Below are 24,321 nucleotides of genomic sequence, written 5' to 3'. Positions count from 1 at the left end.
CGCGTTCACCGGATCACCAGCGCGTCGAGGTAGCCGGCCAGGTTGCGGCGGATCTCCGCCACCGAGTCGCCGCCGAACTTCTCGGTGGCCGCCTCGGCGAGGACCAGCGCCACCATCGCCTCGGCGACCACCGCCGCGGCGGGCACCGCGCAGACGTCGGACCGCTGGTTGATCGCGGTGGCCGGCTCGCCGGTGGTCACGTCCACCGTCGCGAGGGCCCGGTTCAGCGAGGAGATCGGCTTCATCGCGGCCTTGACCCGCAGCGGCTCGCCGGTGGTGATGCCGCCCTCCAGGCCGCCGGCCCGGTCGGTGACCCGCCGCACGCCGGTGGCGGTGGGCATGATCTCGTCGTGCGCCTCGGAGCCGCGGGAGCGGGCCTGCTGCCAGCCGTCGCCGATCTCCACGCCCTTGATGGCCTGGATGGACATCAGCGCGGTGGCGAGCCGGGCGTCGAGCTTGCGGTCCCACTGCACGTGGCTGCCCAGGCCCGGCGGCACCCCGTACGCCAGCACCTCGACCACGCCGCCGAGGGTGTCGGCGGCCTTCTTCGCGGCGTCGACCTCGGCGACCATCCGGGCGCTGGCCTCCGGGTCGAGGCAGCGCAGCGGGTCGGCGTCGATCCGCTCGGCGTCCTCCGGCCGGGGCCGCAGGCCCGGCTTGACGGCGACCGGCCCCAACTCCACCACGTGCGAGACGATCTCGATGCCGAGGGCCTGCTTCACCAGGGCCTTCGCCACCGTGCCCACGGCCACCCGGGCGGCGGTCTCCCGCGCGCTGGCCCGCTCCAGGATCGGCCGGGCGTCGGTGTGGCCGTACTTCTGCATGCCGGCGAGGTCGGCGTGGCCCGGCCGGGGCCGGGTCAGCGGCGCGTTGCGGGCCTGCCGGGCCAGCTCGTCGGGGTCGACCGGGTCGGCGGCCATGACGGTGCGCCACTTCGGCCACTCGGAGTTGCCGACCCGGATCGCCACCGGGCTGCCCAGCGTGACGCCGTGCCGCAGCCCGCCGATGATCTCGACCTCGTCCTGCTCGAACGACATCCGCGCGCCCCGGCCGTAGCCGAGCCGGCGGCGGGCCAACTCGCCGGCGATGTCGCCGGAGGTCACCGCCACCCCGGCGGGCACACCCTCCAGGAGGGCCACGAGGGCGGGACCATGGGATTCACCTGCAGTCAGCCAGCGCAACACGACGCTCAGTCTGTCACGCCGGAGCACCCGCCCGACGCGCTGCCCGGGGCGTCCCGCCCTACGGACACGCGCGTCCGCAGGGCAGGTCACCGGGGCCGGTCAGGCCGTCCGGACCGCGATGATCGACTTGGTCATGCCGAGCAGCCGCTCGGCCCGGATGGTCGAGTCGGGGAAGAGGTAGCGCATCTCGGCCCGACCGATCAGCTCGGTGGTGAGCACCTGCTTCATCGCCTGCTCCCAGGACTTGCCGGGGGTGTAGGCCAGCGGCCACTTGCGGGCCACCGCGACCCGGGCCGGCACCGGCAGGAACTGCATGCCGGGCGCCACCCAGTGCGGCTCGACCGGGAAGTACCGGTACGGCGTCTGCACCCAGTGCCGGGGGGCCAGCTCACGGATCGCCTCGGCCATCCGGCGGCGGCGCTCGTGCCCGCCCACGTGCTCCAGCACGCTGTTGCTGAACACCAGGTCGTAACGGCGGCTCATGATCGACGGCGGCAGCTCGCAGGCGTCCGCGTGGTCGGCCTCCATCCCCTCGGGCAGCTCCGCCGGCAGCGGCTCCAGGTTGACCACGTGCACGTGCCTCGGCCGCACCGGCACCGTCGACCAGCTGCCCACCCGGCCGCCCAGGTCCAGCACGGACATCTCCGCCAGGTCCGGGAAGGTCTCCGACAGCCAGAGCGCCCGCTTCGCCCGGCGCTTCGCCCCGTACGAGTCGGGCGAGTCGACCAACCGGAACCGCAGCGCGTTGAGCGAGCTGCGGCGGGGCGCCGCCGGGCTCTCGTCGTTCGTTCGGGTCCCGCTCACCACGGTCAGCTCCCCCAGTCGAAGGTCATGCCCAGCCGGCTGGCGAGGGCCTCGTCGTACGGCGCGTAGTACCGGGTCAGCTCGGCGCGCACGGCCGGGTCCATGGCGTTGCTGCGCCGGTCGTTGAAGACCTCGTACCGGTCGAGCCGGTACGGCGGCAGGCCGAGGAAGTCGAGCACCCGGGCGTGGGTGGCCGCCGGCTCGCGGTAGAGCGTCTCGCTGGGCAGGATCAGCAGCTGCGCCGGGTCGAAGCGGTCCAGCCAGGGCTCCAGGTGCTCCAGGTAGCGCCCCCGGGCCCGGTAGCTGTACCAGTCGTAGGCGTTGCTGACGTACGTCGGGTCGGCGATCAGCTTCTCCCGCTCTCCCGCCGTACGCTCCTCCTCGGCCGCGAGGGCCTCGGCGAAGTCCAGCGGCTCCACCCCCTCGGTGCGCCGCTCCTTCCAGTGCGAGTACGCCCGCTGGACCGGGTCACGCAGCAGCACGATGAGCTTCACCGACGGGATCAGCCCGGCCACCCGCTGCGCGGCGAGCGGGTGGAACATGTACAGCGGCGCGGCCTCCCCCACCCGGGTCGGCCCGCCGTGCCGGCGCTCCAGCGCCTGCCGCTGCCGCCGGGTCGGGAAGTGCGAGCGGTACCACGCCTCGCCCCGGGAGTAGGTGTCCTCGAAGTAGTGCGAGGTCTTGGTGTTCCAGGCCGGGAAGAGGCGCGGCACCAGCGGGTGCTCCAGCAGGTAGCGCCAGAGCGAGGTGGTGCCGCCGCGCTTGGTGCCGATGATCAGGAAGTCCGGCAGCGGACGCCGGTCGCTGGTGCGTTCCCCGTACCGGACCAGTGAGCTGCGCACCCCGGTCACCAGCGGGGTGGGCACCAACTGCTTGACCCGGTCCCGCATCGTCGTCATCGCGTCCTCCTCGTCATCGCGGCCCCCGGCCCAGCAGGGTGGGCGCCGTCGCCCGCACCCGTCGGCGTACCCCGGGGTGCAGCAGCAGCGCGCCGGCGAGCAGCACCGCCACCCCGAGGGTGAGGAACAGCCCGGCCACCCCGCGGCCGGCGACCGCCGCGCCCGCGCCGGCCAGGACGGCGGTGGCCGTGGCGGCGGCCAGCGCGGCCGCCAGCACCGCCCGGGTGAGCAGCGGCTCGCCGACCACCCGGCGGGCGGCGAGGGTGGCGAGCACGTTCTCCACCACGATGCCGACGGTCCAGGCCAGGGCCGCGCCGAGCGCGCCGTGCGGCGGGATCAGCACCACCGCGAGCCCGACGTTGAGCAGCAGCCCGGTGGCGGCGGCGACCAGGTGCCGGCCGCTGCTGCCGCTCATCAGCAGCAGCGTCTGCACGATGCCGGTGCCGGAGTTGACCAGCATGGCCCCGGCGAGCACGACCATCGCGGTGGCGCCGGTGGTGAACTCCGCGCCGAACAGCCGCAGGAATCCCGGGGCGAAGACGGCCAGCAGCAGGTACCCGGGCCAGGACAGCGCGATGATCCAGGCGGTGATCCGCCGGTACACCGCCGCCGCCTCGGCGGTGCGCCCCTGCCCGAGCAGGCGGGACAACTGCGGCGCGACGGCCACCCGCAGGCCCTGCATGATCAGCAGCCCGGCCAGCGCGTACCGGCCGACGGCGCCGATGACGCCGGCCTCGGCCTGGTCGGCCAGGGCGGCGGTGAGCAGCACGGTCAGCCACATGCTGCTGGCGTCGATGGTCGCCGACGCGGCCCGGGGCAGGGCGAAGCCCCACAGCGTCCGCCAGTCCTCGCGCACCGGCCGCAGCGTCGCCCCGGAGGTCAGCGCGAGCGGACGCACCAGCAGCGCCGCGCAGACCAGCACGGCCAGCGCCACCGGGGCGAGCCAGCCGGCGAAGGCGACGGTCACCCCCGCCCCGGCGGCCAGCGCGGCCAGCACCAGCGCGGGGCGGGCCGCCGGCACCAGGACGTACTGCACGGCGACCAGGGCGGCGACCGGACGGACCGCCCGGACGGCGGCGAGCAGCACGGTCATCGCCACCACGAACGGCAGGCCGGCGAAGGCCAGCCGGAGCAGGCCCGGACCCTCGGTGGCGCCCGGGTCGAACAGCACCGGCGCGAGCGCCCCGGCGGCGGCCACACCGGCCCCGGCCACCGCCACGGTGAGCAGCAGCGTCGGCGCCAGCGCCACCGGCAGCAGCCGGGCGGCGTCCCCGTGCCGGCCGGGGGTACGCCGGGGCAGCGCCCAGACCAGCGCGGTGTCCGCGCCCGCGCAGCAGAGCACGCCCATGATGGCCACCACGCCGATGGCGGTGAACATCGCGCCGGAGCCCGCCGGGCCGAGACCCCGGACGATCACCACGGTCAGGGCGAAGCCGAGCAGGCCGTTGACGGCCGCGCCGGCCAGCCCGACCATGCCGTTGCGCGTGCCGCGCCGTACCTCCCGCTCGCCGGACTCCGGCGTGGCGGTGACGGCGGTGGCCCGCGTACCCGGGTCGGTCATGCCGGCCGTCCCGTTCCCGGCCGCTGACCCACCGGCGGCTGCGGCGCGGACCCGGTCGGCGGACGGTCCGCCGGGGCCGGGTCGGCGGTGCGCAGCGGCACGGCCGCGACCCCGGTCGCCCCTGCCGGGGCGTCCGGGCCCTGCGGCACGGCGGCCCGGCCGAAGCCCCGGGTACGCCACGGCGTCAGCGGCGCCGGCCGGGACATGCTGGACGGGCCGAGCGAGGCCCGGTTGACCGGCCCGCTGACCGCGGCGAGCCCGGCCCCGACGGCGAAGAAGATCACCGACAGGTTCGGGTCGATGTAGGCGTAGACGGGGATCACCACCAGCGCGATCACCGGGACGGTGCTCAGCCAGTGCCCGGCCGGCGAGACCGCGGCGGCCAGCCGCCGGGCCACCAGGACCAGCCAGGACAGGAAGAGCACCAGCGCCGGGATGCCGTGGCTGTAGAGGATCTGCCAGATCAGCCCCTGGGTGCCCAGCGGCTCCTCGGCCAGGGTGGTGTCGACGCTCTTCGGCGCGCCGTAGCCGAGCAGCGGCGAGCGCTCCACCGCCTGCCAGGTGCGCAGGTACAGGTCCATCCGGTCGACGTTGGTGTCGGTGGTGCTGACCCGCGCGTTGATCATCTCCTGTACCGGGACGACCAGGCTGACGATCCAGACCAGCACCACCAGGCCGGCGATCGAGACGATCAGCCGGGCGTTGCCGCGCACCAGCGCCCGCAGGCCGAGGTAGAGCAGGCCGGCGCCGAGGCCGAGGAACATGCCCCGGTTGAGCGTCATGAACGCCGGCACCACCGACAGCGGCAGCGACACCCACAGCGCCACCCGGAACCGCCCGGTGCGCACCGAGGTCAGGTACGCCAGCACGCACGGCACCAGCAGCGCGTACGCGGTGCCCCAGTTGTTGGTGTACGGGTACGGCGCGGCGGTGCGGTAGATCGGCGTACGGGACACCGGGTTGAACTCGTTGGCGCGCACGTGGGTCAGCGCCTGGATGTACCGCTCACCGGCGATGCCGCCCGGCAGCGCCAGCTCCACCGGCGTGGTCAGCGCGAAGGTCGGCGCCAGCACGGCCAGCCAGCCCAGCGCCACGATGCCCAGCCAGTACCAGCCGAGCGGGCGCAGCACCCGCTCCCAGGAGGTGCCCTCCCGGACGAGGGTGTGGACGTACACGCAGACCACCAGGGCGGTCACCAGGAAGCCGTAGCGCAGCCCGAAGGTGAAGTACGCGGTGACCCGGTCCAGCCGGGTGGCGCTGAGCAGCACCACGACGAGGAAGACCAGCCAGCAGGCGGCGCCGGCGGGCAGCGGCACCCGGCCCCGGGTGACCAGCAGGGCGAGCAGGACGACGCCGAACACCGACCAGCCGAGGTAGAACGCGCCCAGCGCCCACCAGAGCGGCACCAGCGCGAACATGACCGTCAGCGGCCAGACCGGCAGCGGCGGCGGCCCGGGCGTAGGCCGCGCCGGGCTGCCGGAGGTCGGCGCGGGGCTCCCGGGTGTCGGCGGCGCGGCGGTCCCGGGCCGTCGGTCAGACACCCCGCCCCGTCCGCTGGGCCAGCCGCAGCACCCGCTCCCCGGAGAGCAGCCCGAGCACCACGGGCACGGTCACCAGCACCCGCTTCTCGCGCGGGTTCAGCCGCAGCACCCGACCCAGCTCCCGCACCGCCTCCCGGCGCCGCCGGCCGGAGGCGAGCGCGAAGGCGATCTGCCCGTGCAGCCGGGCCAGGCCGGTACGGCTGCCGGCCAGCTCGGGATGCTTGTCGATCAGGTAGCGGGTGGCCTCGACGATCATCGCCCAGCGGCCGAAGAAGAAGGAGCCGCCGTGCCAGTCCACCACCACCAGGACCTCCGGCACGATCACCACCGGGCCGTGCGCGGCGATGCGCAGCAGCCACTCGTAGTCCTCGCCGTAGCCGCCGGGCAGCTCCTCGTCGACCGGGCCGACGGCGTCCCAGGTGGACCGGCGGATCAGGATGGTGCTGGAGTGCACCTCCATGATCCGGTCCTCGACGAAGTCCGCCAGCCTCACCTCGGCGACGTCGAGCCGGCGCTCCTTGGCGATTCCCGGGCCCTCCAGCCGGATGCCGCAGCTCGCGGCGGCCGCGTCGGGACGCTCGGCGAGCAGCTCCACCTGCCGGCGCAGCTTGCCCGGCAGCCAGAAGTCGTCGTCGTCGCAGAAGGCGATCAGGTCGTGCGAGGCGGTGTCCACCCCGGTGTTGCGGCCACCGGGCAGGCCCCGGGAGTGGGTGTTGTTGACGTAGCGCAGCGCGCGGCCGTCCGGCACGGGCAGGTCGAGCGGGCGGATGTCGGTGTGGTCGTACACGACCACGCACTCGACCGGGCCGGGATGGTCCTGGTCGAGCACCGCCCGCACGGCCCGTTCCAGCAGCCCCGGACGGTCCCGGGTGGCCACCACCACGGTCACCGGCGGGTACGCCCCCGGGGCTCCGCCCGCCGGCCGGTCGCGGTCAGTCACGGCCCTCTCCCGTCACCACGAACCCGAACGGCTCCACCCCGACCGAACGCAGCCGCTCCACGAGCTGCTGGAGCTGGTTGGTGCGGGTGCGGTCCCGGGCCGCGACCAGCACCGCCCGGCCCTCCCGGGCGGCCCGGACCCCGCGCTCGTCGTGCAGCGCGGGCGGGGCGTCGAGCACGGTGAGGCCGTCGCCGGGCGCGGCGTCGAGGTCGACCAGACGCACCCGTCCGGAGCCGATGCGCAGCTCCTGCCCGTCGGCCGCGGTGCCGGTGGCCGGGCCGGGCCGGGGTGTGGTCGGAATGACCTCGGTCTTGTCGTCGGTCGTGGTGGACCGGTACACCGCGCCGTTCTTCGCCTCCGGGGTGGGGAACGGCCGGGGCTTGCGGACGGCGGGGATCACCATGGTGTCCTCCGGACCGCCGCCGGCAGCCGGCGTGGGAGCCGGGGCCGGCGTGGCCGCCGGCACCGCGGTGGACGCGGGCGCCGGCCGGGGCCGGGGCAGCTTGCTGCGGGCCGGCTCCACCGGCGGGTTGCGGCGCTGCGCGTCCAGCATCAGCGGCCGGATCCGGTCCAGGCTCTCCGGGGTGACTCCGAGGCGCACCTCGTGGCCGGCGGCGGCGAGCACGACGGCCAGCCCGGCGGTGACCTGCTCGCGCCCCTCGTCGGCCGACGAGGAGAGCACCACCAGCGGGGTGCGTTGCGGCCCGTCCACCCACCGGCCGAGGGCGAGCACCAGGTAGCGCAGGTCGGCCTCGTCGGGCTGGCCGGACCGGTCCCGGCGGACCGTGCCGAGCAGCGGCGCGCCGATCGCGCTCGCGGCCTCGCCGGCGGTACGCACCCGGCGGTCCAGCGACTCCCGGACGAAGGCCACCAGGCCGCCCAGGAGCAGACCGCCGAGCAGGCCGGCGACCAGGATCAGCGGCGCGGCGTCCCGGCTGGACGGCACGGGGGTACGCGCGGCGCTGGTCACCGAGCCGGGGCTCAGGTCGGCGGAGGCGACCTTGGACCGCTGCTCGGCCAGCGTGGCGAGCTGGTCGTTGAGCGCCCGGAGCTGGTCCAGCAGGGCGCTGGTGCGCGGCGACGGGTTGCTCGACGGCTGGTTGGCCGGCAGCGACTTCTGCGTGGTGGTGCGCTGGGCGGTGACCACGGCGATCGTGTCGTCGTACGACTTGAGCACCGCCGCGCGCTGGTTCTCGTACATGCCCTTGCGCAGTTCCAGGTACGCCTCGGCCGCGCCGTTCGCGCCGTCGACGGCCTCCTGCTCACCACGCCCGGAGTAGCTGAAGCGCATCACCTGCCCGCCGACCGGCGTCTCGACCTCCAGGGCGTCGGCCACCGCCTCCGGGTCGCGGCCGGTGATGCCGGCGACCTTGTCGATGACGTCGTTGCTGGTGGCGATGCCGCTCTCGGCGGTCATGTTCACCGCCCGGTCGGCCGCCACGGACTGCACCGAGAACGGGTCGGTGACCACCGGCCGCACCACCACCGCGGTGGTCGCGGTGTACGTCGCGGGCAGGACGAACAGATAGCCGAGCACGGCCAACAGCACCAGCGTCGCGGTGGCGAGCACCATCCGCCACCGCCGCAACGGTATGCGGGCCAGCTCGACGAGGCCGACCGGGCGTTGCCGGGCGGAAGCGACGTCGGTCACGTCCATCAGTCAGTCCTTGCGCGATGAGGGGTGGGCGGCCGACCGGGCCGGGCGGGGGGTGGGGACCGGTGGTCGTCTCATTGTCGCCGACCGTTCACCGGTGGTCGACACTCCCACCGGCCCCCACCCGCTGTCAGGACCGCCGGGACTTCGGAATCGGCGCCGGACGGGCGCGGTCGCCCGACAGGGACGTGGCGCCGGCGAAGAAGAGCGTCCGGCTGGACCAGTTCACCCCGGCCGAGGCCGGCGCGACCAGCACCGACGCGGCGCCGTCGACGGCCGCCTCGTCGAACGGCACGGCCCGCAGGCCACCGTCGGTGTGGCCGTACACGATCTTGCCGTTGACCCAGGCCATGCCCCGTACGCTGCCCCAGGCCAGGCCCACGCTGGGCAGCGTGAACTCGGTGCAGCCGACGATGTGGCCGTCCGGCTCCAGGTAGCGGTAGAAGAGCTTGTTGGTGCCGGCCTTGGTGTAGTACATCCGACCGTTGAGGTAGAACGCCCCGCTCATGGTGGCGGCCTTGAACCAGTTGTTGTAGCCGCTGCTGATCCACGGCGCGCCCACCGAGCCGCCGGTGAACATCGACACGTCGAGGTAGCTGCCGTTCGGGGCGGTCGCGTCGGTCTTGGACCAGTAGAGCTTGTTGCCGACCGAGAACGACGCGCCGGCCGAGGTCAGGTTCGGCTGCGGGCTGGCCTCCGGGGTGCCGAGCGTGGTGCCGTCGAACGGCACCTTGGTGGTCTGCCCGTCGCCGGTGCCGACGTAGAGGTGGCCGGAGGCGGCCGACGGGGCGTTGACGGCCGGGATCGTCCGGCCGCCGGCGAGCGGGAACAGGCCCATCCGGCCGTGGTACTCGTTGCCGAGGCCGTCGTTGTCGAAGCCGGCGTAGACGCCGTTGCTGCCGCGCCACAGCTCCCACAGGATCGCGCCCCAGGCGGTGGTGCCCGCCGGGGCGCCGGAGCGGGTCGGGTTCCACACCAGCGGCATGCCGTTGACCGGGTCGAGCGCGCCCAGGCCGAAGCGGTTGATGGCGCCGGCGCCGGCGGAGTCGTTGCCGTTGGCGTTGTTCAGCCAGCGGAAGTGCCCGCCGACGTAGACCACGTTGTCCGCCACCTCGACCGAGGTGACCGAGTCGGTGCCGGTGTAGTTCACCCAGGTGCCGTCGATGGCCGAGCCACGGGTCGCGGTCTCGAAGCGCGCGATCGCGTCGCAGTACGCCCCGTCGGCCCGCCCGCCGTCCGCGATGATCACGAAGTAGCTGCCGTCGTCGGAGAAGTCGACGTCCCGGGCGTAGAACGGGAAGCCGGCGTAGCAGGGCGCGACGTAGCGCTGGGTGCTCCAGTCGGCGACGGCCGGCGTGCCGGTCAGGTTCTCCACCACCACGACCTGGTTCCGGGCCACGCCGTTGACCTGCGTGAAGTTGCCGACCGCCACCAGCGTCCCGCCGTCGGGCGCGACGGCGAGGCCCCAGACCAGCTCGCTGCTGGACCGGGCCACGCTCGCGTCGATCTGGAAGGCCGGGTCGATCGCGCCGGTCGTGGCGTCGAGCCGGGCCAGCAGCGAGTGCGCGGTGCCGTTGACCCAGTGGAACGCGCCGGCGATGTAGAGCTTGTTGCCGACCACGATGGTCCGCCGGACCAGGCCGCCGTCGCTGCGGCCGACCCACGACGCGATGGTGGCGCCGGTGGCCGGGTCGAGCTGCACCAGGTTCTTGCGGTCCACCCCGTTGACGGTCTTGAACGCGCCGCCGACGATCAGCTTGCCGGTGGGGCTGACGGCCAGGGCGTGCACCGCGCCGTCCAGCGCCGGGGTGAAGTCGGCCTTCAGCGCCCCGCTCGCCCGGTCGTACGCGAAGAGGTAGTTGCGGGTCGTCCAGCTCGCGTCACCGGCGGCCTTGACCGAGGTGAACGAGCCACCCACGTAGACCGTCGACCCGATCTCGGCGAACGCCTTGACGTCGCCGTTCTGCGCGTGCGGGATGTTGTCGGCCGGGTTCGGCGAGGTGAGGGTCATGGCGACCGGGGTGGGCACCTCGGCCCGGGCCGGCGCGGCGACGAGCAGGCCGGCGGCCAGCACCGGGGCGGCGAGCGCGGCGAGCCACCGCCGCGGGGCCCGCACCCGGCCCGATCGAGACGACGTTCTGAGCAGCACTGGCGCCCCCAATGATGAAGTGAGATCCTGCGTAGCTTGCTGTGCCCGGACATTTCGCACCATCAACCGACCGGGCCGCTCGGGCGGCGGCTCGGTCCGGTCTGTCCGTACGGGTCGCTGCCCGAGCACCCGCGCCGGACGAACCCACCGGCTCGACCGGTGGACGGGACGGCCGGGCCGGGGGCTCACGCCGCCCACCGGAACGGGGTGAGGGCGCCGGCCGTGCCGACCGTCCACCGTGCCGCCTCCGCCAGGTCCTCGGCGGTGACGGCGTCGGCCTCGCGGGCCAGCACCAGTCCGCGCCGGTCCAGCTCCCGGGCCATCTCGACCTGGTGGTCGTCGACGTGTTCGCCGTGCGCCCGACGCCGGGGCACGTAGATCGCGCGGTGCCCGGCGCGCATCGCGGCCAGCGCCGAGCCCACCCCGGCGTGGGTGACGACCACGTCCGCCTCCCGCAGGGCCTGCTGCATCTGCGCGTGCGGCACCTGACGGCGGGCGCCGGCCGGCATCCGGGGGATCACGGTCGACCCGACCTGCCAGAGGACCTCCGCCTCCGGGGGCAGCACCTGCGCCAGGCGGGCCAGCAGCCGAGGGAAGCCGAACCGCTCGTGGGTGCCGAGCGCCACCACGATCCGCGACACCGGCCGCGGCTCGGGGCGGAGGGTGGCGAGGTGTCCGTCGAAGATGGAGCCACCGTAGCGCCACCGTCCACCGGCCCAGCCCGGGTACTGGGTGTAGAGCCGGGTGCGGGGCACCCGGGCGACCAGCCGTCCGGTCAGCGAGGGCCCCTCGGTGCGGGTGGCGCTCTCGATGTAGTGGCAGGCCAGGCCGTGCCGGGCGGCCGGCAGGAAGAAGGAGAGCGCGACGCTGGCGCCGGTGCTGACGACCTGGCGGAACCGACCGCCGCGCAGCACCCGGCGGGCGGCCAGGAAGTCGCGCAGCGCGCCGGCGGCGTCCCGGGTGGTGGCCGGCGGGACGTGGATGACCTCCTGGCCGTCGAGCAGCGACCGGCTCTGCGGCGAGTCGAACGTCGCCCAGACGCAGTCGTCCTGCACACCGAGCCGCGGAGCGAGGTCGTGCAGCTCCGCGAGGTGTCCACCGGTGGAGGCGACGAGAAGGGTGGTCACGTCGTGCCAGCTTCCGTGTCGAGGGGTGGTGGGCCGGGCGCCGCGGGAAAGGGGTGGCGACGCCGGGCCCGGGGTGTTCAGGTGCCGGTGGTGACGCGGTGCGGGGCCGGGGTGTCCCGCTCGACCGGCGGCCGGATCCGGCCCTCGGCGACGAGCAACGCCAGTGCCGTCACCCCGAACAGCAGGACGGCGAAGATCCAGCCGCCGATCACGTCGGTGAACCAGTGCTTCTCGGCGTAGATGCGGGTGTAGCCCTCCATGCTGACCAGGGTCACCACCCCGGTCATCAGGGCCACCCGGCCGCCGCGCGGCACCCGCCAGGTCAGCATGGCGAGCACGGCGATGGTGCCGAAGGTCATCATGATCCGGGCGCACCCGCCGGAGGGGTAGGTGCCCAGGTCGGTCGGCGGGTGCCCCCGGTCGACCATGGTGGCCAGGATCGCCTGGACGTACTGCTCCACCCCGAACTGCAGGGGCAGCACGACCAGCGGGATCCACCAGCGCCGGTGACGCCACAGCACGGCGAAGACCACCGCGGCGACCCCGGTGACCCACTTGAGCGGGTACCGGTCGCCGAGAGCGGTGTAGAAGGAGTTGACGTCCGCCCAGGCGTCGACCCGGCGGGCGTGCACGTAGTCGAAGACCGGATGGTCGACCTGGGGTTCGAGGCTGGCCAGCGCCTCGCCGAGGGGCCAGCAGATCGCCACCACCGCGGCACAGCCGGCGAGCAGCACGACCAGCGCCGCGCCGACCCGGCCGAACGCGGCGGTGAGCCCGGCGACGGCGACCCGGAGGCGCTGCGCCGTCCGGCCGGCGCGGACGCCGGGCACCCGTCGGGCGAGCGCCGGCACCAGCAGCACGGGCAGCAGCACCGACAGCGCCCCGAGCGCGTAGATGAGGATCACCGGCGGTCACCGCCGCCGGGCTTGCCGGCGCACGCGCCGACGTCCGTCCGCCGGGCGGCCCCTCGCCCGGCGCTGTGTGCCACTGTCATCGGGTCTCCCTGCCCTGCCGGCCACCGGCCGGACCTCCCCACGCCCCTGCGCCCGGTGACGCCCCCACGCCGTCCGGACAGGACCGACCACACCCCGCCCCCCGGCGGACGGTGATCGAGTGGTGCCACCCTAGTGGACCCTGCCGGCCGAACGGTAGCGACGATGTCACCCCTGCGGCCTTTCCCCGTTTTGCCCGTCGCCGACCGGACAGCGCGTCCCGCTCGCCGGGACGCAGCGTGCTCACGACGACGGTGGCAGCCGCTCGGCCAGCACGTCCAGCAGCGCGGGATGCAGCCGGCGACTCCACCCGCCCCCGCCGGCCGCCAGCTCCGCCGTCCGCAGCCACAGCTCGACGAGGTAGGCGTCGGCGACCAGCCGGCGCCGGGTCGCGTCGAGGCCGAACGCCCCGCCGTGCCGCCCGAGCACCTCGACCATCTCGGCCGTCGCCGCCGGCACCGGCCGGTCCCGCAGCGACAGCGCGCTCTGGAACCCCTGGTGGGCGAGGTCGAACCCGACCGGGCGGTGGGCTCCGCTGTTCTCCCAGTCCCAGACGGTCAGCCGGCCACGGTGGACACCCAGGTTCCACGGCACCCAGTCACCGTGCCAGTGGCCGAACTCCAACGCGACCGCGCCGTCGCGGCGGGCCAGCGCCGCCACCGCGTCACGGACCGGGCCACCGGCGCGCTGCGCGCGGGCGGCCAGGTCGGCCAGGAAGGGCGAGCCGGCCAGCGGTCGGGGCGCGGCGGGTGGGCCGCCCCGGCGCGCCACGGCCAGCATCGCGGCCACCCGGGGCCGCTCGGGCCTCGGCAGCCGCCGGACCCGGGGCGGCATCGGCGCGACCAGGGTCACCGCCAGGTCCACCCAGCGCAGCTCACGCTCCAGGCGCGGCACGTCGGGGAAGTCACCGCCGTCGCGGGGCAGCTCACGCAGCGCCGCGGCCTCCGCCGCCACCATCGCCCGGGTCGCGTCGTTCCACCCGATCTTCGCGTACCCGCGGGGCGCGCCCCGGTCGTCGAAGAGCTGCAACGTCGGCTTGTGGTGCGGGTCCGGCGGCCGGACGCCGATCGCGGCGTGCAGCCGACGCCCGGCCGACCGGCCCAGGTGCTCGGCGAGCAGCAGCTCCGCCGGGTCGACGCCGTCCGGCACGGCGACGGTGAGCACCGGCATCCGGGCCAGGCCGGTGGCCCCGAGACCGGCCAGCGCCCCCACCGCGAGCCGGTTGGCCCGCACCCGGGGCGGCCGCAGCGCGTTGTACGCCAGGGTCGAGGCCGCCCCGACCCGGCGGGAGGCCAGCGGCAGCAGGAACTTCGCCCGCTCGACCGACGGCACCACCGCGTACCGGGCGGCGACCCGGTGCCCGGACGGCAGCGGGGACGGGCCGGTGGACAGGCCCAGCCACAGCCTCGGGTCACCGAAGATGGCCCGGCTCACCCAGCCCAGGCCGTCCTCACGACCACGCGGATCGTCCGCCCGGTGCACCGTCATGCCGTCTCCGTCCGCCCCTGGACCACGCTGGCGGACACGATAGGGCGCGCGGGCAACCTGCCGGCCCTGGGGTCAGCGCTGCCAGACCCGTACGTGGTCGACCCGGAAGTCGGCCGGGAAGCGGGTCGTCGCGTCCGGGTCGCCGAGCCAGCCGCCGACCTGGAAGTTCAACCGCAGGTTGTACGGCTTGTGGAACACCTCGTCGAACCAGGGCGTGGTGGCGCGGTCGCGCTGCCAGACCAGCCGGCCGTCGACGTACCAGCGGATCGCGTCCGGCTCCCACTCGGTGGTGTACGTGTGGAAGCCGTCGCCCGGGTGCCCGGTCGGGAAGGCGTAGCGGGTGTCCTGCTTGACCGGGGTGTAGTCGTAGAAGATGCCCAGCGTCGCGGCCCGGTACCAGTCCCGGCCGCCGGGCAGCTCGACGACGTCGATCTCCCCCCGGCCGCCGTCCTCGGGACGCAGCCAGAACGCCGGCCACAGGCCCCGCGAGCCGTCCGGCCCGTTGGGCGACTGCGCGCGCACCTCGAAGCGGCCGTACCGGAACGACGTCCGACCGATGGTGTCCAGGTAGCTCTGCGTGTACTGCCGGGTCTGCGAGCTGCACACCGCGCTCTCCCGCTGCGCGCGCAGGGTGAGCACCCCGCCGGAGACGAACGTGTTGTCCGGGTCGTCGACGTTGCAGCCCCGGTCGATGTCCCGCCCCTCGCCGTCGCGCAGGTTCCACTTCGAGCGGTCGAGCGTCGGGCCGTCGAACTCGTCGGACCAGACCAGCCGCCAGCCGGGCACCTGGGTGCCGGGGCGGACGGTCGGCGACGGGGCGGGCGGGCTCGTGGTGGGCGGCGCGGTCGTCCGGCTCGGCGACGGCGCGGGCGTCACGGTACGGCTCGGCGAGGGCCGGGGCGCGACGGTGCTCGGCACGCTGGGCTCGGGGGCGGCGGTGGTCCGGGTCGGCGCGACGTGCCCGCCCCGCTCGTAGCGCAGCACCAGGTGCGGGCGCAGCGCCGAGCGGGTGTTCTCCCGGGAGGCCCAGTAGATCCGGGTGTTCCAGGTCTCCTGGGCCAGCGCGAAGGCGATCCGGCCGTTGCCGGTGACGGAGGCGGAGACGTCCCACTCGTTGAAGCCCGCGCCGACCCGGTCCACCGCGGCCAGGGCCGGGCCGAGCGCCGGCCGCCGCTCCCAGGCGCCCGGGCCGCTGGCGCTGCCCCACGCCCGGTGCGCGTGGACCCGGGAGGTGAACGGCTGCCAGGCGTAGACCCGCAGGGTGGCGCGGATGCGTGTCGCGTCGGCGGGCAGGCCCTGGACCGCGAACTCGACCAGGGCGTCCCGGCGGCCGTGGCGGTTGCCGTCGCAGAGGCGGGGGCAGCTGGCCAGCGTCGTCTTCACCCCGTTGTCGCCGTCCTGCGGCACCTGGGTGGCGGTGGTGTCGGCGGTCGCGGCGACCACGACCGGGGGCACCTCGGCCGCCACCAGCGGCATCATGGTGGCCACCACACCGGCCACCACACCGGCGCTGAGGACGCTGAGCACGACGGCCTTGCGGCGACCACCGAGGCGGGACGCCGCCCGGTGCAGTCCGTGCCTACTCACAGGACACTCCCCGTGTCGGAGACGATTACCCGCAGCAGCGTAACGACGGGCGCCCACCGTCGTCCGTCGTCCATTCGGGTGTCGGCCGGAATTAACCTCGCCCTAATGAAGCCGGACGGCGGTGCCCGGCGAGCGCGTGGGCCATCGCCGCGCGGGGCGCCGGCACCCCGGTGAAGTGCTCGAACTGCCCGACTGCCTGGGCCAGCAGCAGGTCCAGCCCGGAGACCACCCGGCAGCCGGCCGCCGACGCCGAGGCGGCCAGCGGGGTGGGCCACGGGTCGTAGAGGGCGTCGAAGAGCACCGTCGAGGGCCGCCAGCGCACCTCGGCGGCGAGCGGGTCGGCGACCCCCTTCGGCACGGTGGCGACGACGACGTCGGCGCCGGCGGCGTACCCGGCGGCGTCCGGCCAGCCCGCGCCGGTGAGCGGGATCCCGAGCGCCTCGGCGACCGGCCGCAGCTCGGCGATCGCGGACTCCCGCCGGGCCACCACGATCACCCCGGACGCGGTGAGCCGGGCCGCCGCCACCAGCGCCGCCCGGGCGGTGCCGCCGGCGCCGAGCACGGTGACCGTGGCGCCGGTCGACACCCCGGCCGCGGTGAGCACCTCGACCATGCCGGTGACGTCGGTGTTGTCGGCGTACCAGGTGCCGTCGGTACGGCGTACCAGCGTGTTGGCGGCGCCGGCGGCGGCCGCGACCGGCGACACGTCGTCGGCCAGCGCGAGCGCCGCCTCCTTGCCGGGCATGGTCACCGACAGCCCCGCCCACTCCGGGCCCAGGCCGGCGACCAGGGCCGGCAGCTCCGCGGCCCCGCACTCGATCCGGGTGTACGACCACCCGGCGAGCCCGGCGGCGGCGTAGCCGGCCTCGTGGATCACCGGGGAGAGCGAGTGCGCGATGGGTCTACCGACCACCGCCGCCCTGCGTCCCGTCACGTCGCTCCCCTTCCGCGCAGCGGAACCCTAGCAACCGGGGCGGCTCCCGGCCGACGACACGGCAACTCCGGTGGTGGCGAGCGCCACCACCGGAGCCGGAGTGTCAGGTCAGATGATGCCGGCCTCGCGGGCCTTGGCCTCGTTGCGCTTCTGCTCCTCGTACGTCTCGGCGAACGCGGAGTGCCCCTCCTTGTCGATGGCGACGAAGAAGAGCCAGCCGCCCTTGGGCGGGTTCGCCGCCCCCGCCAGCGCCTCCTTGCCCGGGTTGTTGATCGGGGTGGGGAGCATGCCGCGCAGCTTGCGGTTGTACGGGTTCTTCGGGTTGTCCATCTCCGCCGGCCCCATCTCCTTGGAGCTGAGCGTCTTCTTGCCGATCAACTCGTAGTAGTAGTTGACCGTGACGTCCATCTCCAGGCACCCGCAGGGGAAGTTGCCCTTGTACACCCGGTTGTAGGCCACCCGGGCGACCTTGCCGAGGTCGTCCTTGTTGCCGGCCTCCGCCTGGGACAGCGACGCCACGATCAGCGCCTCGTACGGGGAGACCCCGCCCAGGCCGCCCTCGACCGTCTCGGCGAACTTCATCTCACCGGTGACGGTGAGGAAGGTGCCGACCATGTCCTTGAGGATCGACTCGGCGGTCGCGTTCGGCGCGATCTCGTAGGTGTCCGGGTAGAGGAACCCCTCGATCGACTTGGTGACCTTCTTGCCGTCCTTGCGGACGAACCACCAGTCCGGGACGCCGAGCGCCTCCGGGTCCTTCGCCGCAGCCTCGAACTCCTTGACCGGGATCTTGGTCTTCTCGGAGAGCAGCTTGTAGGTGTTCTTGGCGGTGCGCCCCTCCGGGATCGTCACCTGGTTGGTGACCTTGTTCTTCCGGTCGAGCAGCATGGTCAGCGCGTTCTCCGCGCTCATCTGCTTGCGCACCTTGTAGAGGCCCGGCTGGATGTTCTTGCTGAGCGCGTTCTCCTCGGCCGCCTCGATGAAGGCCTTGGTGCTCTTCACCACATCGGCGGCGACCAGCGCGTCGCCGATGTCGGCGATCAGGGCGCCCTGCTTCACCTCGACCAGCGCCTCACCGGTCCCGGCGCCGTCGTAGTCGGGGGTGACGAGGAAGTTCTGGATCCGGTCGAAACCGTAGAAGGCGCCACCGCCGATGCCGCCCAGCAGCACCAGCGCCATCAGCAGGGCGAAGATGGTCTTGCCCCGCCCGCCGGACTTGCCGTCGCGCTTGCGGAAGCCGCGTCGGTGCCGGCCCTTCTCCCCCCTCTCCGGCTCGTCGAACCCGAGGTCCAGATCGTCGATCATTCCGTCCGCCTCCGCTGCGCGTCTAGCCAGCTCTGCAGGATCTCGACCGCGGCGGCCTGGTCGACCACCGCGCGTTGGCGCTTTCCCCGGACGCCCCGCTCCGCCAGCCTACGAGACGCCACGACGGTCGACATCCTCTCGTCGGTGAGCGCCACCGGAACCGGTGCTATTACATCGGCCAAACGGGTCGCGTACGCCGTCACGTGCTGCGCCGCCGGGCCGAGCTTACCCGCGAGATTGACCGGAAGGCCGACGACGACCTCGACGGCATCGTGCTCCGTGACGAGATGTGCCAGTTCCGTCATGTCGCTGGGCACCGCGTCCGGCTCCGCGGTCAGGTCACGACTGAGGGTGACCAGCGGGGTGGCCAGGATGCCGTGCGGGTCGGAGCGGGAGACCCCGACCCGGACCTGCCCGACGTCCACGCCCAGCCGGACACCTCGGGACATCTCACCCACGGTGGGTCACTCCTCGGAGAGAACGAGCCAGGGCGGACCGACCCGGTCCGCCCTGGCTCACGAATCGCGACATCACGCGTCGGCGATGGCCTGCTCGACGGTGGCCAGCAGCTTGGGCGCCTCGGCGGCCGGCAGGCCGCCGCCCTGGGCCAGGTCCGGGCTGCCGCCGCCGCGACCGGAGAAGGCCGCCTTCACCAGGTCGTTCGCGGCCAGACCCCGGCTACGGGCCGCCGCGTTGACCGCCACCACCAGGGACGCCTTGCCGTTCGCCCGGGCCGCCACCGCGACGACCGCCGGCCGCGATGGGTCGATCTTGCCGCGGATCTCCTGGGCCAGGGTCCGCACGTCGTTGCCGGCCGCCCCCTCCGGTGCCTCGGCGCCGACGTACGCCACACCCCGGACGTCCTTCGCCTGCCCGGCCAGCGCCGCCGCCCCACCCAGCACGAGCTGGGCGCGCAGCTTCTCCAGCTCCTTCTCGGCGTCGCGCAGCTGGGTCACGGTCTGCTCGACCCGGTCGGCGACCTGGTCGCCCGGCACCCGGAACAGCTCCGCCAGCCGGGACACCAGCAGGTGCTCCCGGGCCAGGAAGCCGAACGCGTCCATGCCGACCAGGGCCTCGATGCGCCGTACGCCCGAACCCACCGACGCCTCGGAGAGGATCTTGACCAGGCCGAGCTGGGCCGAGCGGGCCACGTGGGTGCCGCCACACAGCTCCCGGGCGTAGTCGCCGACCTCGACGACCCGGACCCGCTCGCCGTACTTCTCCCCGAACAGCGCCATCGCGCCGATCCGGCGGGCCTCATCCTGGGTGGTGATGAAGGCGTGCACCTCCAGGTCCGCCAGGAGCACCTCGTTGACCTGCTGCTCCACGTCGTGCAGCACGCTCGGCGCCACCCCGGTCGGGGTGTTGAAGTCGAAGCGCAGCCGGCCCGGCGCGTTCAGCGAACCCGCCTGGGTCGCCGACTCGCCCAGGAAGTTGCGCATCGTCTGGTGCACCAGGTGGGTGGCGGTGTGCGAGCGGGAGATCGCCCGACGCCGGGTCACGTCGATCTCGGCGTAGCCGGTCTCCCCGGCGCGCACCTCGCCCCGGACGACCTTGGCCCGGTGCACGATCAGGCCCGGCAGCGGCTGCTGCACGTCGAAGACCTCGACCTGGCCGCCGCCGACGGTGATGAGCCCCTGGTCGGGCTGCTGGCCACCGCCCTCGGCGTAGAACGGGGTGGTGTCCAGGACCAGCTCGACGGTGTCACCCTCGACCGCCGCGCCGACCGCCGCGCCCCCGGCGAGCAGCGCGCGGACCCGGGACTCCCGGTTCAGCTCGGTGTAGCCGGTGAACTCGACCGCGCCGCCGTCGTCCAGCACCGACCGGTACGCCGACACGTCGGTGTGCCCGGTCTTGCGGGCCTGCGCGTCGGCCTTGGCCCGGTTGCGCTGATCGGCCATCAGCCGGCGGAAGCCCTCGGCGTCGACCTGGAGCCCCTGCTCGGCCGCGATCTCCAGGGTCAGGTCGATCGGGAAGCCGTAGGTGTCGTGCAGCTGGAACGCCTTGTCGCCGGAGAGCGCCGGCTTCCCGGCCGACTTGGTCTCGGCGATCGCGGTGTCCAGGATCGTCGTCCCGGCGCGCAGCGTCGTCAGGAAGGCGTCCTCCTCGGCGTACGCGTACTGCGAGATCCGGTCGAACTCCTCGGCCAGCTCCGGGTACGACGGGGCCATGCAGTCACGGGCCACCGGCAGCAGCTCGGGCAGCGCCCGGTCCTGCCAGCCCAGCAGGCGCACCGCCCGGATGGCCCGACGCATGATCCGGCGCAGCACGTAGCCGCGCCCCTCGTTGCTCGGGGTCACCCCGTCGCCGATCAGCATCAGCGCGGTCCGGACGTGGTCGGCGACCACCCGCAGCCGCACGTCGTCGGGGTGCGACTCACTGGCCACGTGGCCGGACTGGGCGCCGTACCGCTTGCCGGTCAGCTCCGCCGCCCGGTCCAGGATCGGCCGGACCTCGTCGATCTCGTAGAGGTTGTCGACGCCCTGGAGGATGGAGGCCATCCGCTCCAGGCCCATGCCGGTGTCGATGTTCTTGGCCGGCAGGTCGCCCAGGATCGGGAAGTTCTCCTTGCCGGTGCCCGGGCCCCGCTCGTACTGCATGAAGACGAGGTTCCAGAACTCCATGTAGCGGTCCTCGTCGACCGCCGGGCCGCCCTCGCGGCCGTACTCGGGGCCACGGTCGTAGAACAGCTCGGAGCACGGGCCGCACGGGCCGGGGATGCCCATCGACCAGAAGTTGTCCGCCTTGCCCCGACGGACGATCCGCTCGGACGGCACGCCGACCGAGCGCCAGATCTCGAACGCCTCGTCGTCGTCCAGGTAGACCGTCGGCCAGACCCGCTCCGGGTCCAGCCCGAAACCGCCGGACTCCACCGGCTTGGTGACCAGGTCCCAGGCGAGCGGGATCGCCCCTTCCTTGAAGTAGTCACCGAAGGAGAAGTTGCCGTTCATCTGGAAGAACGTGCCGTGCCGACTGGTCTTGCCGACCTCGTCGATGTCCGGCGTGCGGATGCACTTCTGGACGCTGACCGCGCGGGTGTACGGCGGGGTCTGCTGGCCCAGGAAGTAGGGGACGAACTGCACCATGCCGGCGTTGACGAACAGCAGGTTCGGGTCGCTGATGGCGGGCAGCGGAGCGGACGGCACCACGGCGTGGCCGTTCGCCTCGAAGTGGGCGAGGTACCGCCGCTTGATCTCCGCCGTCTTCATCGCTGGTGTTCCTCCGGAAAGATCTCTCGGTCGCCGATGCGCGGGTCCTCCCGCAGCTCGGCGAACTGGTCGTCGAACGCCTCGCCGCGGGCGAACGCCTCGTGGATCTCCTGCTCACGCTCGGCCATCCCGATCCGGACGTCCTCCACGAAGCCCCGCAGCGACTCGACCAGGCTGCCGGCCGACTGGGACAGCCCACCCGCGATGCCGGCCGGGGTGTACGCCTGCGCGGTGCGGGTCGCCTTGCGAACCACCACCACGCCGACGGCCAGCCCGATGCCCAGCCAGAACAGTCGTCTCATGCTCTCATCCTCCCGCGCGGTCGGATCAGCGGTTGCCGCGCTTGGCGGCGCGACGCTGCTGCTTGATGGTGTCGCGCACCTCGCGTTCGGTCTCGGCGTGCCGGCGGGCCGAGGCGGCCCGACGCACGCCGTACCCGAAGGCGGCGACCTTGACCAGCGGGTTGGCCGCGGCGGCGGAGACGACGGTGGCCAGGTTCGCCACGTTGGCGGTGACGTTCTGCGCGTGGGTGGTCATGGTGTCGACCTTGGCGAGCTGGAGGTTCACCCCGTCGAGCGAGGTCTGCACCTGCTCCAGCGCGGTGTTGACGTTCTTCACGGTGGTGTTGACGTCGCCCAGCAGCGGCGTGGTCCGCTCGTTGACGTCGTTGATCATCCGGGTCGTGGCATCCACGGTGTGCCGCAGCCGCAGGATCGGCACGGCCAGCACGAGCACCAGCATCAGGAACGCGCCGGCCGCGATCAGCGCAGCGATCTGTCCACCATCCACGCGCATGTCCTCCTCACGCAGGCGTCCCGGGGCCCTCTGCCCCGGAACGCGCGACCCACCTGCCCACACCGGCACCTGCCGACCCACGCACGGTCAACGGGCGCGGACGGGCCCGCCAGCCCCAGACCCTACCGTCCGTGATGGAAACCGGCTCAGGACGGTGAGGGTGTCAGTTCGCCGAGCGGATCGTCGGAGACGGTCGGGAACGGGTCCTCGCCGGTCAGCGACGGATCCGTGCTCGGCTGCGGCCGGGTCCGCTCGTCGTCGATGGCGTTGCGCACCTTCACCGACACCAACGATCCTGCGCACTCCCCCGCCGCGGGGGTCGCCGCCGGGGACGGCGGGACCGCCGGCTCCCCGCTCACCGGCGGCGGCAGGCAGGTCGGCTCCCGTACCCACAGGTCGAGGGTGAGTTCGTCGCGCCGCCAGCAGGTGTAGCTGCCCTTGGCCGGCTGCTCCGGGCAGAGGCTGACCTTCCAGGGCTCCCAGCCGTCCTCGCGCAGGGCGGTCTCGTACACCCGGGCGGTCTCGTCCGGCGGTCGCTCCGACTCGACGGTGCGTTCCCGCAGTCGGCAGTCCCGCAGGCACCACCGGCTGCCGCTGACGTTGTCGACCGTCTCCGACGCCGCCCAGCTCGGCACGTCCAGCGTGTCGAGGGTGTCGAAGACCGGGTCGCGGCTGAGCGTACGGACGCCGAAGTAGAGCGGGATCGCGCCGAGCAGCACCACGCTGACCAGGATCAGGATGCCCAGCCGCAGACGGCGCCGCTCGCGCACCTGGCGGCGCAGTTCGGAGCGCGCGCCGCGCAGCCCGCCGACGGTGTCGCCGGAGGGCTCCTCGTCGGCGGCCCGGCGCAGCGGCGGGCCGCTCACCGGCTCCACCGGTGCGGCTCCGGCCGGCGGCACCGAGGCCGCCGCCCGCGCGGCGACGACCGGTTGCTCGGGCCGGGACGGCGGTGGGACCGGCGCGGCGCCGGTGGCGTCGGGTCGGGCCGGCTGCCGCTGCGGCGGCGTGGCCCGGCCGGGGTGCTCGTCGGGGCGGGCGACCGGCGCGGCGGCCCGGGCGGCGACCGGCTGTCCGGGACCACCGGGACGCGCTACGGCCGGCGGCGGGCCGTCCCGACGCGGGTCCTCGCCCGGCGCGGGCGGACGGGCCGCCCCGGTGGCGGGCCCGTCCGGGCGGGCCGCGCCCCGGGCCGGGACGCCGGGGCGTGGGGCAGCGGTCGGGTCGGCCTCGCCCGGACGCCTGCCCGGGACCGGACCGCCGGGTCGCGCCGCGGGGCCGCCGGGGCCTGGGGCACCCGTCGGATCGGGCTCGCCGGGACGCCCGCCCGGGACGGGACCGCCGGGTCGCGCGGCCGGACCCTGCGCCGGGCCGCCGGGGCGGCGGCCCGGGCCCTGCTCGGGTGTGGGCTCGGCGGCGGGGCGGCGGCCCGGCCCGCCCGGCCGGCCGGCCGGGGCGGGGCCACCGGGACGCGCGCCCTGCGGCGGGACGGCGACACCCGCACGACCGCCGGGGACCTGGCCGGTCGGAGCCGGGCTCTGCGGGCGGGGGCCGGCGTCGGGTCCGTCGGGCCGGGCGCCGTGCGGCGGCCGGGGTCCGTCGGGGCGGGGGGCGCCGCCGTCGGGGCGCGGGGCGCGGTCGGCGTCCGGAGCGGGGACCGGGCGGGCGGCCGCTCGGGCCGGACCCTCCCTCCCCGGAGTGGGCGGCGGGCCGGCGGGGCGGGCCCGGCCGGCGGGGCCGGCGCGCCGGCCGGTCGCGTCCGGGCCGGACGGGACGACGGGCCCACTGGGCGCGGACCGGTCGACGACCGGGAGCGCGGGGTCGGTGTGCGAGGTGCGGCCGGCCTGACGCAGCCAGTCGGCCGGCCGGTCGGGGCGGTCGGCGCGGGCCTTGCCTGCGGGCGGGGTCGCCCGGCGGGGAGCGCCGGGCTGGTCACCGTCGGCGCGCAGACCGTGCCGCGCCTCCGGGTCGTGACCGGCGGGGCCGGGACGGGCGACGCCGGGTCCGGCCGGCGGCACCGGCGGGGCGTTGCCGCTCACCGGCACCGCGGGCTGCTCCGGTTCGGCGGCGCGGCGACGGCCGGCGGAACGGCCCGGGGCGGCCGGGCCGCCGGTGTGCCGGCCGGTGGTGTCGCCGGACGCGGGGACGGCCGCGC

The 24,321-nt window shown here is 74.7% G+C and carries 19 protein-coding genes; all 19 read right to left on the bottom strand.

Annotated features, from left to right (window positions below):
- Nucleotides 1-5: 5 nt before the first annotated feature.
- Complete coding sequence (gene aroC, locus GA0070614_RS26325; protein WP_088978471.1) at nt 6-1,184, bottom strand: chorismate synthase; 1,179 nt, start codon at nt 1,182-1,184, stop codon at nt 6-8.
- Nucleotides 1,185-1,283: 99 nt separating this feature from the next.
- Complete coding sequence (locus tag GA0070614_RS26320; RefSeq protein ID WP_331715118.1) at nt 1,284-1,826, bottom strand: class I SAM-dependent methyltransferase; 543 nt, start codon at nt 1,824-1,826, stop codon at nt 1,284-1,286.
- A 167-nt stretch (nt 1,827-1,993) separates the two neighbouring features.
- The gene (locus GA0070614_RS26315) at nt 1,994-2,887 is read right to left on the bottom strand and encodes a sulfotransferase domain-containing protein (RefSeq protein ID WP_088978470.1); all 894 of its coding nucleotides are present in this window, start codon (nt 2,885-2,887) and stop codon (nt 1,994-1,996) included.
- A 13-nt stretch (nt 2,888-2,900) separates the two neighbouring features.
- Nucleotides 2,901-4,448, bottom strand: a complete 1,548-nt coding sequence (locus GA0070614_RS26310; protein WP_157745095.1) for a lipopolysaccharide biosynthesis protein — start codon at nt 4,446-4,448, stop codon at nt 2,901-2,903.
- The gene (locus GA0070614_RS26305; RefSeq protein WP_088978469.1) at nt 4,445-5,866 is read right to left on the bottom strand and encodes an O-antigen ligase family protein; all 1,422 of its coding nucleotides are present in this window, start codon (nt 5,864-5,866) and stop codon (nt 4,445-4,447) included. The genes GA0070614_RS26310 and GA0070614_RS26305 overlap by 4 nt, the downstream gene beginning before the upstream one ends.
- 115 nt (nt 5,867-5,981) lie before the next feature.
- Nucleotides 5,982-6,929: a glycosyltransferase family 2 protein gene (locus GA0070614_RS26300; protein WP_088978468.1), complete on the bottom strand. Its 948-nt coding sequence runs from the start codon at nt 6,927-6,929 to the stop codon at nt 5,982-5,984.
- Nucleotides 6,922-8,586: a Wzz/FepE/Etk N-terminal domain-containing protein gene (locus GA0070614_RS26295; protein ID WP_088978467.1), complete on the bottom strand. Its 1,665-nt coding sequence runs from the start codon at nt 8,584-8,586 to the stop codon at nt 6,922-6,924. The genes GA0070614_RS26300 and GA0070614_RS26295 overlap by 8 nt, the downstream gene beginning before the upstream one ends.
- A gap of 127 nt (nt 8,587-8,713) precedes the next feature.
- Nucleotides 8,714-10,699, bottom strand: coding sequence for a delta-60 repeat domain-containing protein (locus GA0070614_RS26290; RefSeq protein ID WP_331715094.1), 1,986 nt, complete (start codon nt 10,697-10,699; stop codon nt 8,714-8,716).
- 218 nt (nt 10,700-10,917) lie between these two features.
- A complete protein-coding gene (locus tag GA0070614_RS26285) occupies nt 10,918-11,859 on the bottom strand; it encodes a glycosyltransferase (RefSeq protein WP_088978465.1) in 942 nt (313 codons plus the stop codon).
- 77 nt (nt 11,860-11,936) lie between these two features.
- A complete protein-coding gene (locus GA0070614_RS26280) occupies nt 11,937-12,764 on the bottom strand; it encodes a phosphatase PAP2 family protein (RefSeq protein WP_088978464.1) in 828 nt (275 codons plus the stop codon).
- Between the two features lie 330 nt (nt 12,765-13,094).
- Nucleotides 13,095-14,339, bottom strand: coding sequence for a hypothetical protein (locus GA0070614_RS26275; protein ID WP_088978463.1), 1,245 nt, complete (start codon nt 14,337-14,339; stop codon nt 13,095-13,097).
- A 72-nt stretch (nt 14,340-14,411) separates the two neighbouring features.
- Complete coding sequence (locus tag GA0070614_RS26270; protein WP_157745094.1) at nt 14,412-15,926, bottom strand: glycoside hydrolase family 16 protein; 1,515 nt, start codon at nt 15,924-15,926, stop codon at nt 14,412-14,414.
- 91 nt (nt 15,927-16,017) lie between these two features.
- A complete protein-coding gene (locus GA0070614_RS26265; RefSeq protein WP_088978461.1) occupies nt 16,018-16,860 on the bottom strand; it encodes a shikimate dehydrogenase in 843 nt (280 codons plus the stop codon).
- 108 nt (nt 16,861-16,968) lie between these two features.
- On the bottom strand, nt 16,969-18,165 hold the full coding sequence (gene mltG / locus GA0070614_RS26260) for an endolytic transglycosylase MltG (protein ID WP_088978460.1): 1,197 nt from the start codon (nt 18,163-18,165) through the stop codon (nt 16,969-16,971).
- Nucleotides 18,162-18,623 (bottom strand): Holliday junction resolvase RuvX, encoded by a 462-nt coding sequence (ruvX, locus tag GA0070614_RS26255; RefSeq protein ID WP_088978459.1) that lies wholly within the window; start codon nt 18,621-18,623, stop codon nt 18,162-18,164. Before ruvX ends, mltG begins: the two co-directional genes overlap by 4 nt.
- Nucleotides 18,624-18,695: 72 nt before the next feature.
- A complete protein-coding gene (gene alaS, locus GA0070614_RS26250) occupies nt 18,696-21,374 on the bottom strand; it encodes an alanine--tRNA ligase (protein ID WP_088978458.1) in 2,679 nt (892 codons plus the stop codon).
- Nucleotides 21,371-21,676, bottom strand: a complete 306-nt coding sequence (locus tag GA0070614_RS26245) for a hypothetical protein (RefSeq protein ID WP_088978457.1) — start codon at nt 21,674-21,676, stop codon at nt 21,371-21,373. The genes alaS and GA0070614_RS26245 overlap by 4 nt, the downstream gene beginning before the upstream one ends.
- Before the next feature lie 25 nt (nt 21,677-21,701).
- Entirely contained in the window at nt 21,702-22,163 is a 462-nt protein-coding gene (locus tag GA0070614_RS26240; RefSeq protein WP_088979684.1) for a DUF948 domain-containing protein, read from the bottom strand.
- 152 nt (nt 22,164-22,315) lie between these two features.
- Nucleotides 22,316-22,972, bottom strand: a complete 657-nt coding sequence (locus GA0070614_RS26235) for a hypothetical protein (protein ID WP_088979683.1) — start codon at nt 22,970-22,972, stop codon at nt 22,316-22,318.
- Nucleotides 22,973-24,321: the final 1,349 nt, after the last annotated feature.

Source organism: Micromonospora coxensis (assembly GCF_900090295.1).
Lineage (GTDB): Bacteria > Actinomycetota > Actinomycetes > Mycobacteriales > Micromonosporaceae > Micromonospora > Micromonospora coxensis.
This window is presented reverse-complemented; position numbering and strand designations above follow the sequence as displayed.

What these genes read in the sequence shown, in the direction of transcription:
- GA0070614_RS26310 (WP_157745095.1), bottom strand. Translation starts at nt 4,448, where the DNA reads ATGACCGACCCGGGTACGCGGGCCACCGCCGTCACCGCCACGCCGGAG.
- GA0070614_RS26315 (WP_088978470.1), bottom strand. Translation starts at nt 2,887, where the DNA reads ATGACGACGATGCGGGACCGGGTCAAGCAGTTGGTGCCCACCCCGCTG.
- alaS (WP_088978458.1), bottom strand. Translation starts at nt 21,374, where the DNA reads ATGAAGACGGCGGAGATCAAGCGGCGGTACCTCGCCCACTTCGAGGCG.
- mltG (WP_088978460.1), bottom strand. Translation starts at nt 18,165, where the DNA reads ATGATCGACGATCTGGACCTCGGGTTCGACGAGCCGGAGAGGGGGGAG.
- GA0070614_RS26295 (WP_088978467.1), bottom strand. Translation starts at nt 8,586, where the DNA reads ATGGACGTGACCGACGTCGCTTCCGCCCGGCAACGCCCGGTCGGCCTC.
- GA0070614_RS26320 (WP_331715118.1), bottom strand. Translation starts at nt 1,826, where the DNA reads ATGTCCGTGCTGGACCTGGGCGGCCGGGTGGGCAGCTGGTCGACGGTG.
- GA0070614_RS26245 (WP_088978457.1), bottom strand. Translation starts at nt 21,676, where the DNA reads ATGAGACGACTGTTCTGGCTGGGCATCGGGCTGGCCGTCGGCGTGGTG.
- GA0070614_RS26305 (WP_088978469.1), bottom strand. Translation starts at nt 5,866, where the DNA reads ATGTTCGCGCTGGTGCCGCTCTGGTGGGCGCTGGGCGCGTTCTACCTC.
- GA0070614_RS26275 (WP_088978463.1), bottom strand. Translation starts at nt 14,339, where the DNA reads ATGACGGTGCACCGGGCGGACGATCCGCGTGGTCGTGAGGACGGCCTG.